Raw genomic sequence first — 12,480 nt, forward strand, 5'->3', positions numbered from 1 at the left:
TATAGGGGGTATTTTTGTTGAGTAAAAAATGGTTGTCTGTCGTGATGTCCGTTGCTTTAATAATGTCTGTATCATCCACCGTATTAGCATGCCCATCTACGCCCACATCCTCAGATTTCACAGGAAAAGTTGATATTGGAGATTTTGATCTATATGTCGATATCCAAGGCTCGGCTAATCGTAGTGTTAGCGAACCGGCAGTCGTATTTGAATGCGGGCGCGATTCAAGCAGCTCTGTGTGGTCTTCGGTCTTTTATTTGAGTAAAAATAAGAGGGCAAGCCATCTTACGGTTGACGGGACACCATTCGGTGTCATATACTTAAATGGACACCAAATGGTGTCTAATTAAAAGTGACGATGGCCGTTTGACATTCAAGCATATTTGCTTGAACCGATGATGAGGAGGAAATAAAATGAATCAGGTTGGAATGGCAGCACTCACTTCGAAAGCTGAAGCTGTGCCTCAAGGGAAAAAGATTGCTTTTTGGATAGTCACATTATTGCTCGCAGCAGCTATTACGTTAAGCGGTATTGGACAGCTCATGCAATATGGAGGAAACCTTGAGCTTGTATCGAAAATTGGGTATCCCACCTATGTGTTAACCATTCTTGGCATCTGGAAGGTGCTTGGCGCCTTTGCGCTCATCCTGCCAGGCTTCCCTCGGCTGAAGGAATGGGTGCATGCCGGTATTTTCTTTTTAATGACTGGCGCGGCCTTATCGCATGGTTTTGCCGATGATTACGGCAGCTACGGTTTCAATCTCATTCTTCCGCTTTTCTATGCAGCGTTAAATATTGCCTCTTGGGCATTGCGTCCGATGAGCCGAAAGCTTTAATTCCCGCCGATGCGGGATTTTTTTAATTCAAGGAATAGAAGGGGGCTGTACGACGGGAGGATTAATTCGGAAGGTGAAGGCAGCCGAAACAAGCTCTTGTCATTTGGCGATGACAAGAGCTTGTCCGATCCTCGACAGATGATGGCTATCGAGTAAGTGGCAGCTTGGAGAAGATGCTGCGGAAGCGAAATGCTTTTCGCTTAAATTTTTGTAATAGGTTGATACGTAATATCCTTCGCAATTTTGAGCACGGTAATTTGGCGGATGCCTTTGGGTTCAGGCAAAGCAACTCGAAACTCCATATAAGGCATTACATTTTTCAGCTCAGCATCTACATTATAGTGTTTCTTGAAGAGTGCGATGTAATCGCCGGCAGTTGCTACTGATCCTCGATTTAACAGCATCTCAAGGTGATCCACTCTCGCACCGTAATAATCAAGGGTTTGAACGGAAACAAAATATCGATCCTTAATGACGCTTCGTTCTTCGTCCTGCATGAATTCTCTATTCATCCTTGCAACCTCCTTAATACTTTTACTTATGATGCTATTCGCATGCAAGTAGTCGACATTGTCAAGTAAAAAGCTTTAGCCCGGTGACCATAATCTTATTCGGATGATGACGGCGGCGCTTCAAATCGATGCTTTCGTTCGGCGATATCTGGTGATCAGGCCCGTCGTTTCAGGCATAATGCAGGGGACTGCAACGATTTCCGCTTTTTGGCTAGACATCTTTTATATCGGCAGGTTAGTGGGAAATTATAGAGATACAATCATCAATTGAATCGGTTCTACAAGGGGGAGGGGTTTGAGTGAGGGGTCCTGGCAGTTTGATGGACAAATCCCATTATTTCTAAAAATTTCTACACCTAATCATAAAAATGACACGTATTCCCAGCATCACCGGCATGCTAGGATGGAAGAACGACGGCCGTCCGCCTGATGAAGGGGAGGCGATGGGGGTGATGCAGTTGAGTGCAGCAGCTTCACAATAAAATGAAAGCGATTTCATTAAAGAGGTGACGAAAAAACACATCATGGGAGCTTCAAGAAACGGCATGAATATAACCGAGAGGAAGGATCATTAATGACTTGGAAAAGAGCCTCGATGCTCTTACTTGTGTTTGCGCTTGTTTTGGGACTGGGGTTTGTACCGCAGCCAGCTGCGGCAGCGCCAGGCGATCCGGGCAAGATCGAAGCCGAAAGCTACGCGGCGATGAACGGCATTCAGACCGAAACATGCACAGAAGGCGGTTTGAATGTTGGGTACATCGAAGCGGGCGACTGGATGGACTATACGGTTAACGTACAGACGGCGGGAACCTATTCCGTCGATTTTCGAGTGTCCAGCCCGTATGCGAATACGCAGCTGCAGCTGCTTAAAGGCGCAACGACGCTAGCGACGGTCACGAATCCGAACACGGGCGGCTGGCAAAATTGGCAGACCGTTTCGACGACCGTTAATTTGACGGCCGGCAGCCAAACGCTGCGCGTTTATGCCGCTTCGAACGGCTGGAACTTGAACTGGATCAACATTACATCGGCAACGCCAGTGCAGCAGGTGGCGGCTCCGACATTCACACCGGCGGGCGGAACGTATAACGCGGCGCAAAATGTCACGCTTGCATCGGCAACGGCAGGCGCAACGATTAAGTACACAACGGACGGGTCAACGCCGACGGCAGCTTCCCCGACATACGCTGCGCCGATTAATGTGTCGTCTTCGCTGACGATCAAGGCGATCGCGACGAAGGCGGGCATGACGGATTCGACGGTTGCAGCAGCCTCTTATACGATTCAAACCGCAACCGGCGGGAAAGCGGTACCGGGCAAAATCGAAGCGGAAAGTTACGATGCAATGTTCGGAGTCGCAACCGAGCAATCGTCGGAGGGCGGACTAAACGTCGGCTGGATCGAAACCGGCGATTCGATGAGCTATAACGTAAGCGTTGCCACAGCAGGCGCGTATACGGTCCAGTTCCGCGTGGCAAGTCCAAATGCAGGCGGACAAATCCAGCTGCGAAACGGTGCGACGGTGCTCGGATCGGCAACGGTTTCTAACACAGGCGGCTGGCAGACATGGTCGACCGTTACGATCGCGACGGGCGTCAATCTGGCTGCGGGCAGTCAGACGTTGACGGTTTATGCTGCGGCAGGCGGCTTCAATCTGAACTGGCTTCAGTTTACGGTCGGCGCGCCGACACCGAAGGCAGCAACGCCTACGTTCTCTCCTGTAGGAGGCGGCACCTACGCGACCGCACAGAACGTGACGCTTGCGACTGCAACGGCTGGTGCAGTTATTAAGTATACGACCGACGGCACGACGCCGACGGCAGCATCGCTAACCTACACCGGACCGATTACAGTCGCAACGACAACCTCGGTGAAGGCGATCGCGATCAAGTCAGGCATGGCCGACTCTGATCTTGCTAGCGCTGCCTATAAAATCTCCAAGGGCGGCGGCGCGATGGATTTCCAAATCAAGAACGGAACTAGAGGCAATTATGCGGACAATCAGATCTACTGGGCAGTCCTTGGTCTGGATGCGAATAACAAGCTGAGCTATCTCGATGCGAACGGCAATCTGGTGCCGACATCGACGGCGCTGAACGATGCTCCGGGCCATTTGACGAAAAACGGACAGAACTACGCGAACATTTATCACAAGCTGAGCGATGTTCCGATCGTCTCCACGCCTGCGATATCGTCCGGGCGCATGTTCCTCAGCGTCGGCTCGCCAATGTACATCAAAGTATACAATGACGGCTATGCTGGGCCTGACGTGAACAATCCGACCGACCCAAATAACGACCTCTATTGGGACTTTATTGAATTTACGCTCGATGCTGGCGGCTACCACGGGAATACGACCCGCGTCGACGCATTCGGCTTCCCGATTACGCACCGCCTCATTACGAAGGATGGATATGATCGTACAGTCGGTGAAACGGAAACGCGCGCAAACTTGTTCGCCGCCTATCTGAACGAAGTGCCAGCTGAATTCAAAACGCTCGTGCAAGCGCCTTATCGCATTCTGGCTCCAGCGAAGGGCGGATTTAAAGCAGGCGGTCCTTACGCCAATTATTTCGATAACTATGTGAATCAAGTGTGGACGGGAACTGGACCGAAACCGACGACGCAGGAGATCTTGCTCGGCATCGGTGCTGCTGCCGATCCTCAGCTGTGCGCTGCGCTGAATCGCGGCGTTTACCCGAATCCGGCGCAATGGACGGATACGAGCCAGTACTACAAAATTACGCCTAGCAACTACTATTCGAAGTTCTGGCATGATCACAGCATTGACGGTTTATCCTACGGCTTCTGTTATGACGACGTGTACAACCAAGCCGCTTATTTGGAGCGCAACGACCCTCTCGCCCTAATCGTAACGGTCGGCTGGTAATACCAAACGAACCAATAATCGAAGGAGGCATAACGATGATTCGTAAGAAAATCATTTCCTCCATTCTTAGCTTCTCGCTTGTCCTCAGCCTACTGCTCCCGATATCCCCAGTGATGGGGGCGCCGGGCGATCCCGGCAAAATCGAGGCGGAGAGCTATTCGGCGATGAGCGGCATCCAGACGGAGGCGAGTACAGAAGGCGGCTTGAACGTGTCGTACATCGATGCTGGCGATTGGATGGATTATGCGGTGAACGTCCAGAGTGCGGGGACGTACAACGTCGATTTCCGAGTGGCGAGCCCATACGCTGCTACCCAGCTGCAGCTTCGCAGCGGTTCGACGACACTCGCAACCGTAACGGTTCCGAATACGGGCGGCTATCAAACGTGGCAGACCGTAACGGCTTCGGTTACGCTCCCTGCAGGCGCTCAGACGCTGCGCGTGTATGCCGTCACGAACGGCTGGAATTTGAATTGGCTTAGCTTAACATCGGACGGTACGATTCCGCCTGCAAATGGGAATTTGGCTTTGAATAAATCTGCATTCGCTTCATCCGCTGAAGGGGCTATGGCAGCCGCAGGCGCAGTGGACGGCAACAGCGGCACGCGGTGGTCATCGCTATTTGCCGATCCGCAGTGGATTTATGTCGATCTTGGCTCGGTTACGACAGTCAACCGGGTGAAGCTGAATTGGGAAGCAGCCTATGGCAAGGCTTATCAAATTCAATTGTCGAACGACGCCGCGGCGTGGTCGAATGTTTATTCGACGGCGACAGGCGACGGCGGCATTGACGACGTGACGTTTACGGCTGCATCCGCCCGATATGTTCGCATATACGGCACGCAGCGCGCGACGGCATACGGCTTTTCGCTGTGGGACTTCGAGGTGTACGGCAATAGTACGCCTGTACAGCAGGTTTCCGCACCGACGTTTACACCGTCGCCCGGCACATATTCGTCGGCGCAGAGCGTAACGCTCGTATCCGCAACGCCTGGCGCGACCATTCGGTATACGACCGACGGCTCGACACCAACGTTGGCTTCGCCGGCCTACACTGGACCGATTAATGTGGCGTCTTCGACGACTATCAAAGCCATCGCAATCAAGTCGGGCATGACGGACTCGGTTGTAACGACGGGTACGTACACAATTTCGACGGGTCAGCAGCAGCCGGGCGCTTGGAAGCTTGTTTGGAACGATGAGTTCAATGGCGCAGCAGGCACGGGCGTCGATACGTCCAAGTGGACGTATGAAACGGGCGGAGGCGGCTTCGGCAATGGCGAGCTGCAATATTACACCGACCGGACGAACAACGTGTATCTGGAGCAGGACCCTGCGGATGCGAACAACAGGTTCCTCGTGATCAAGGCGCTGCAAGAATCCTACGGCAACCAGAATTATACGTCCGGGAGAATCAAAACGCAGAACAAATACAGCTTCAAGTACGGCAAGTTCGAAATGAAGGCGAAGCTGCCGCAGGGCCAAGGCATTTGGCCTGCATTTTGGATGCTTGGCGACGACCTCCCGACGGCCGGCTGGCCGAACAGCGGCGAGATCGACATCATGGAGTTCGTCGGCCACACGCCAACGAACGTGTACGGCACGATTCACGGTCCGGGCTACAGCGGAGGCACGAGCCTCGGCACGTCCTACACGTATCCGGCAGGCTTCAGCAATGCGTTCCACACCTATGCGATCGAATGGGAGCCGAACGTCATCCGCTGGTATTTCGACGGCCAATTGTATCAAACGCGCACCATTGAAGATTTAGCGGGACGAACGTGGCCGTTCGACCATAACTTCTTCCTGCTGCTGAACCTAGCCGTAGGCGGCGCATGGCCAGGATCGCCGGATGCATCGACCGTATTCCCGCAAAAATACACGGTCGACTACGTCCGTGTTTATCAGCGCGAAGGCGGCGTGTATCCGCCGCATCCCGTCCGGAACATCGTCTCTATTCAAGGGGCAAACGGGCTGTACGTGAGCGCAGATAATTACAATAACAGCCTGCTAACGGCTAGCCGCCAAACGGCCAGCACATGGGAAAAATTCGAGCTGATTGATGCGGGCAGCGGCAAAGTCGCGCTGCTGGCGCTTATGAACTACAAATACGCAAGCGCGGGAGCAGGCGGCAACGGGCAGATTACAGCAAATCAAAGCGCGATAGGCCCATCCGAGACGTTCCAGCGAATTAACAACGCCGATGGCACGATATCACTTCGCAGCGATGCTAACGGCAAATATGTTACCGCAAACGGAGCGAACCCGTTGACAGCTAGCGCGACTGCAATTGGCGCAAACGAAAAGTTCCGTTTCGGAAGCTGACGGACATTCCGTCGCTAGGCAGTATCAGGTAGTTGCAAGCAAACGTGCCGTTGCCGATCATAACTTATTCGTCGGCGACGGCGCGTCCTCAACCAAATAACAATGAAATGGGAGGATCAGTAATGCTGCGCAACAGAATCGTTTATATCTTGCTTGTATTGGCTCTAACCTTAAGTCTTCTGCCGCCGGCTTCACCGGCTATCGCCGCGCCTGGGGATCCAGGCAAAATCGAAGCGGAAAGCTACTCGGCGATGAACGGCATCCAGACGGAAACATGCTCGGAGGGCGGATTGGACGTCGCGTATACGGACATCGGCGATTGGATGGACTATACGGTAAGCGTGCAGAACGCCGGGACGTATACCGTTGATTTTCGTGTAGCAAGTCCTTATGCGGGCACGCAGCTGCAGCTTAAAAGCGGCGCAACTACGCTAGCGACGGTTACGGTTCCGAACACGGGCGGCTGGCAAGCATGGCAAACCGTCTCCGCATCGGTGAATTTGTCCGCAGGCACGCAGACGCTGCGCGTTTATGCAGTAACGAATGGCTGGAATTTGAACTGGTTCAATATCGCGTCGTCCGGAGCTGCGCAGCAGGTTGCGGCGCCGACGTTTACGCCGGCTGCGGGGACATATGCCTCGGCGCAGAACGTGACCATCGCAACTGCAACAGCTGGTGCGACGATCAAATACACGACGGACGGCTCGACGCCGACGGCAGCATCGCAAACCTACACAGGTGCGATCAACGTTGCCTCGACCAAGACGATTAAAGCGATCGCAACGAAATCGGGCATGACCGATTCGGCTGTGTCGACGGCTAATTATACAATTGGCACGACCAGCAATGCGAATTTAGCGCTCAATAAACCTGCAATCGCTTCCACGGCACTTACAGGCGGCGCAGCTACTGCCGCTGTCGATGGAAACGCGGGTACGCGCTGGGAATCCGAGTTTGCAGACCCGCAATGGATTTATGTTGACTTAGGCGCCTCCACGACGGTTGCCGGCGTGAAGCTGAATTGGGAAACTGCAAGCGCCAAGTCTTACAAAATCCAAGTGTCGGCGAATGCGACCAGTTGGACGGACGTCTATACGCAGACGAATGGAGCAGGCGCCATCGAGACGATTTCGTTCGCGCCAGTTTCGGCCCGTTATGTGCGCATGTATGGCACGGTACGCAATACCGGTTATGGCTATTCGCTTTGGGAGTTCGAAGTGTACAGTCAACCGCAAGTTCAGCCGAGCGATGTGACGATTCCGATTACTGGGCCGTATGCCCAATATTTGGAGATGGGATTGTCCCCGGCTGATTCCAACCAGACGACAACGCTCAAAGCGCAAAATACGACGATCAATCTGTCGGCGAAGTATCCAGTCGGCACGTCGGTGACGATCGGCGTTAACTACATGGTTGAACAAAAGGACGTCGCTTTCCGGACGACCGATGCAAATGGAAATACAGTAAAAGGCAACCCGCTGACCTTTACGGTGCATGCGAATTCGGCCATTGCAGTCGAAATCATCGATCGGCAGCCGTCGGCGCTCAATCTAGCATTGAACAAAACGGCGACAGCATCGTCCGCGCAGATCGGCAGTACGGCAGCCGCAGCTTTCGACGGCAATGCGGGCACGCGCTGGGAATCGGAGTTCAGCGACCCGCAGTGGATCTCGGTCGATTTGGGCGCGAATAACACCGTGACCGGCGTGAAGCTGAATTGGGAAACCGCAAGCGCGAAGACATACAAAATTCAGGTGTCCACGAATGGCACGACCTGGACCGATGCGTTTACGCAGGCGTTTAGCGCAGGCGGCGTCGAAAACCTGACGATCACCCCTGTTACGGCGCGGTACGTACGGATGTATGGGACGACGCGCAACACGCCTTACGGCTACTCGCTGTGGGAGTTCGAGGTATATGGTCAAACGACGCCGCTGCCGCCAAAGGTGGCAACGCCGACGTTCACGCCTGCTCCAGGCGCGTATACGACGCCGCAGAATGTGGCGATCGCCACGACAACCGCAGGCGCGACGATCAAGTATACGACGGACGGATCGGTGCCGACAGCGGCATCCCCAACCTATACGGGACCGATCAACATTACGACGAACAAGACGATTCGCGCGATTGCAATCAAAACAGACATGACGGACTCGGCTGCGGCCACGGCTGTGTATTCCATTGCCGCATTCAAAGTGCTGTCGCCAGTTAACGGCCAAATGGTGACCACCACGAGAACGCCTGCATTGACCTGGGAAGCAAAAGCAGGCACAGCAAAATACGAAGTATACGTGAATGTGACGCGGAACGATTATGATTGGAACGCTTCGGGTAACTTGCTCGATCGCTATACGAAGGTAGGCGAAACGACGGGCACGACGTTCAACGCGCCTTCGCTTGTCGACCGCTGGACCTACAAGTGGTACGTCGTTGCTGTCGATGCGAGCGGCAATCGCAGCCAATCGAATATCGGTCAATTCAGCGTTTATCTTCCATATATGGAGCAAGTGGCGGACGGGGTAAACCTGATTAACGGAAGCAGGGACTTGAACAAGAACGGCACGATTGAGCCTTATGAGGATTGGCATAACCCGATCGATGCGCGAATCAACGACTTAATGTCGCGGATGACGAACGATGAGAAGATCAACCAGCTGTTCTTCTCGCAGGAATCGCTCGACGGATTGAACCTGCAGGCTGGTTTCGTCTTCTCGTATGGCGTGACTGGCTTCATCACGGATGCGCAGAAGAAAATGTCGGCGGAGTCCCGTCTTGGCGTGCCGATCGGTTTCACCGGCGACAAAGTCCATGGCTGGAAAACGATCTATCCGACCGAGCTTGGCTTATCGGCTACGCGCAATCTGAATCTGATCTGGCAAGTAGGCGACTTGCAGCGTCGTGAACAGAAGGCATGGGGCTTCACCGGCACGCTGTCCCCAATCGCAGAAGTCGATACGAAGGTGCTGTACCCGCGCTTCCAGGAAGGAACGGGCGAGAACGCCGACTTCTCCGCTGCAATGCTGCGGGCAATCATTGCCGGCATGCAAGGCGGTCCAGAGGTTAACCCTAAATCGATGATGATTACCGTGAAGCACTGGCCGAGCCAAGGCGCAGGCGGCGAGCAATCCATCGTCTATGACAGTGCAACGATCAAGTGGCACATGAAGCCGTGGTATGCGGCGATGGATGCGAACCCAGCGTCTGTCATGCCGGGCTATGGCGGCGCGCCATTCCTTGATCCAAGCGGCGAAGGGGCTGGCTCCAGCAAGCCAACGCTCGACTACTTGCGCAACGTTGTCGGCTTTAACGGCATCGTCATGACAGACTGGCTTGCGGCGGCAACCGACATTTCGGTGAAAAGCATGAACGCCGGCGCCGATGTCATGGGAGGAGCAGTTGCTTCCGGCACCGATTTCAACACGCTTATCAACACTGTCGGCTGGACGCGGCTGAATGAAGCGGCACGCCGCGTACTGGATTTGAAGTTCAGGCTCGGCATGTTCGAGAATCCTTACGGCGATCCGGACTACCCGACGACGATCTGGCACAGCACGGAAAGCAACAACATCGTGAACGAGGCGGCGCGCCAATCGCTGACGCTGCTGAAAAACAACGGCGTTCTCCCGCTCAAGCCTAATAATGGCGAAACGATCGTCGTTGCGGGCCCTCGCGCAACGAGCGACGACATGGCATCCGATAACATCGCCAACGTTATCTGGCAGTCGATCTACCATGACAACCCAGCGGCCAAATCGTATTACCAAGGCATTAAGGACCGTGCAGGAACGGGCGTCAACGTCGTATTGAACGATGCCGCTTCGGCGAAAGCTGCCGTCGTCGTCATCGGTGAGAAGAGCTACACGCACGGCACGGAGTGGGCGGATAAATCACCGGTCATTCCGGCGGATCAAATCGCGGAAATCGACAAATTCTACAACCGGAATATACCGGTCGTGTGCGCCATCGTTATGCCGAGGCCATATGTATTGACGAACATCGTGAATAAGTGCTCCGCGATTGTCGCGCTTTACCGTCCAGGCAACGGCGGCGGCCTTGCGACCGCACAATTGCTGTTCGGCGATTATTTGCCGAAGGGGCAGCTGCCATTCCAGCTTCCGCGCTCGGTCGACCAGATCGGCACGGACAACGTCAACAATCAGCTGGAGAAATGGGATTTGCCATACGACATTGGCGCCACTGAAGCGCAGCGCACGGAAATCCGCAACTTGATTAACAATAATCAGCCGGTACCGACTAACTATGGAAATCCGCTTTACCCATATGGCTTTGGGCTGCAAAATTTTAACCCTTCGCCATAACGCAACAAGCGATTTTTGCATTGATCGTTAGAAGAAACCGTCTCTGGCGTCCATCGCCGGGGACGGTTTTTGCTGCTGGCAGTCGCTGGTGCGGCAGAATGGCTGCGTTGCCTGCTGCATCTACTGTTTGATTAAGTAAAAGCGGCTTTTCTGGCTGCACTGTGAGCGATTTGATGCAAATAGTTGTTTTTCTTTTGATTGCTAATATACTTGATTTGAACGTCAACATTAGGGAAAAGACGGTTGGCATTCGATAGAGCCGCTAGCAATTCATCTCTGCCTTGCTCCGTTTGAATTTGCGAGAAACGGTCTTGTACCAACATGTTTGAGATACGACTGTAATCTGTAAAAATAACGGCGATACGGGGTTGATGTACGAGGCAAGCATCCTTTAGTAATTCCAGACTATGTACGATGGCCATCATCTCGCCGTAACTCGAACCAAAGTCCTGTTCAAGCAATAGCTTTTTAGCCGTTATTCGTACCGTTCGATTGTAGACCATGCAGCATGCTGCACCATAAACGTTTTGCGAGGCAAAGCCTGCGTAATCGCAGTACAGGAACATCGTTCCGCTGTTCACCATCATTTGCCGAAGCTTTGGGCTTGCATAAGCTTTTTTCACTAACAAGTCGTTATTGACATTCATCATCGTTTCTCCTACTATACAACCGGTTTCCGCTGTATTCGATATGCGATCAGCATAAACCGATGGGCAGTCGTTTAAACATTCCTATATACTCGAAGCCGCTTGGAGGCGTACAAATGATACTAGAAGTTATTGCAACCTGCATGGACGATGCCTTAACGGCGGAGGCGAGTGGAGTTGACCGTCTTGAACTGATAACAGCCATTACGGAAGGCGGGTTAACGCCTGGGATCGGACTAGTTGAGCAAGTGGTTCGAAAGGTTCATATTCCGGTTTTTGTAATGGTGCGACCTCATAGCCGTTCATTCGTGTATGACGATCACGATATCGAAACGATGGCATTGGAAATCGAGGCAATTGCAAAAGCTGGCGCGGCAGGTGTTGTATTAGGCGCTTTAACGCCGGAGGGGAATATTGACGAGATAGTGCTTCAGCGGCTGCTGCCGCTAACACGCGGTTTGCAAGTAACGTTCCACCGTGCGTTCGATGAGCTGGCTGATCAGCACGCGGGGCTGGAGACACTGAAGCGATATCCGCAAATCACACGTGTATTGACTTCCGCTGGGCCACGTCCGGCGATTCAATCGGTGCGGGAGATGGCGCGGCTTGTTGCAGCAGTCGACGCAAGTCCGTTGACGATTTTGGCAGGCCACGGACTTGCGGCAGAAAGCATCACCGACTTCATTCAGGAAACTGGCGTAAAGGAAGTTCATTTCGGATCGGCTGTTCGATACGACAAATCGAATCTAGCTCCGATTGATCCGCTAGTGCTACGGATGCTTGCGGATCGCGTGCATAGCGTTTGCCTTTAACCGGAGCATGATCAATCGGATTTTTTCTAGCGGACGGAATGTTATGCAGTGAAAGGTAGAAGGCTAGCAGATAGATCTACAATGGAATTTGGAGTGGACGGAGTTATCGTTCGCATGCTATATTCTAATAAATTTATGA

At 53.3% G+C, this 12,480-nt stretch carries 7 protein-coding genes; 5 read left to right on the top strand and 2 right to left on the bottom strand.

Annotated features, from left to right (window positions below; translation table 11 throughout):
• Positions 1–414: 414 nt before the first annotated feature.
• Positions 415–837 (top strand): DoxX family protein, encoded by a 423-nt coding sequence (locus PAECUDRAFT_RS04535; protein ID WP_006036930.1) that lies wholly within the window; start codon positions 415–417, stop codon positions 835–837.
• Between the two features lie 200 nt (positions 838–1,037).
• Here PAECUDRAFT_RS04535 and PAECUDRAFT_RS04540 read toward each other — a convergent pair whose 3' ends face one another.
• A complete protein-coding gene (locus PAECUDRAFT_RS04540) occupies positions 1,038–1,349 on the bottom strand; it encodes a hypothetical protein (protein ID WP_006036931.1) in 312 nt (103 codons plus the stop codon).
• 574 nt (positions 1,350–1,923) lie between these two features.
• Here PAECUDRAFT_RS04540 and PAECUDRAFT_RS26615 point away from each other — a divergent pair.
• The 3 genes from PAECUDRAFT_RS26615 (at position 1,924) to PAECUDRAFT_RS04555 (ending at position 10,882) form a co-directional block, all read left to right on the top strand.
• Positions 1,924–4,239, top strand: a complete 2,316-nt coding sequence (locus PAECUDRAFT_RS26615) for a beta-1,3-glucanase family protein (protein ID WP_006036932.1) — start codon at positions 1,924–1,926, stop codon at positions 4,237–4,239.
• Positions 4,240–4,274: 35 nt separating this feature from the next.
• A complete protein-coding gene (locus tag PAECUDRAFT_RS24430) occupies positions 4,275–6,563 on the top strand; it encodes a carbohydrate-binding protein (RefSeq protein WP_006036933.1) in 2,289 nt (762 codons plus the stop codon).
• Positions 6,564–6,685: 122 nt separating this feature from the next.
• Positions 6,686–10,882, top strand: a complete 4,197-nt coding sequence (locus PAECUDRAFT_RS04555; protein ID WP_006036934.1) for a galactose-binding domain-containing protein — start codon at positions 6,686–6,688, stop codon at positions 10,880–10,882.
• Positions 10,883–11,013: 131 nt separating this feature from the next.
• Here PAECUDRAFT_RS04555 and PAECUDRAFT_RS04560 read toward each other — a convergent pair whose 3' ends face one another.
• Complete coding sequence (locus PAECUDRAFT_RS04560) at positions 11,014–11,532, bottom strand: hypothetical protein (protein ID WP_233516723.1); 519 nt, start codon at positions 11,530–11,532, stop codon at positions 11,014–11,016.
• 113 nt (positions 11,533–11,645) lie between these two features.
• Between PAECUDRAFT_RS04560 and PAECUDRAFT_RS04565 the strand changes: the two genes are divergently transcribed.
• Entirely contained in the window at positions 11,646–12,341 is a 696-nt protein-coding gene (locus tag PAECUDRAFT_RS04565) for a copper homeostasis protein CutC (RefSeq protein ID WP_006036936.1), read from the top strand.
• Positions 12,342–12,480: the final 139 nt, after the last annotated feature.

The organism is Paenibacillus curdlanolyticus YK9 (assembly GCF_000179615.1).
GTDB lineage: Bacteria > Bacillota > Bacilli > Paenibacillales > Paenibacillaceae > Paenibacillus_T > Paenibacillus_T curdlanolyticus.

Coding starts and splice junctions, on each gene's coding strand:
- PAECUDRAFT_RS26615 (WP_006036932.1), top strand. CDS start 1,924: ATGACTTGGAAAAGAGCCTCGATGCTCTTACTTGTGTTTGCGCTTGTT.
- PAECUDRAFT_RS04560 (WP_233516723.1), bottom strand. CDS start 11,532: ATGATGAATGTCAATAACGACTTGTTAGTGAAAAAAGCTTATGCAAGC.
- PAECUDRAFT_RS04540 (WP_006036931.1), bottom strand. CDS start 1,349: ATGAATAGAGAATTCATGCAGGACGAAGAACGAAGCGTCATTAAGGAT.
- PAECUDRAFT_RS04535 (WP_006036930.1), top strand. CDS start 415: ATGAATCAGGTTGGAATGGCAGCACTCACTTCGAAAGCTGAAGCTGTG.
- PAECUDRAFT_RS24430 (WP_006036933.1), top strand. CDS start 4,275: ATGATTCGTAAGAAAATCATTTCCTCCATTCTTAGCTTCTCGCTTGTC.
- PAECUDRAFT_RS04555 (WP_006036934.1), top strand. CDS start 6,686: ATGCTGCGCAACAGAATCGTTTATATCTTGCTTGTATTGGCTCTAACC.
- PAECUDRAFT_RS04565 (WP_006036936.1), top strand. CDS start 11,646: ATGATACTAGAAGTTATTGCAACCTGCATGGACGATGCCTTAACGGCG.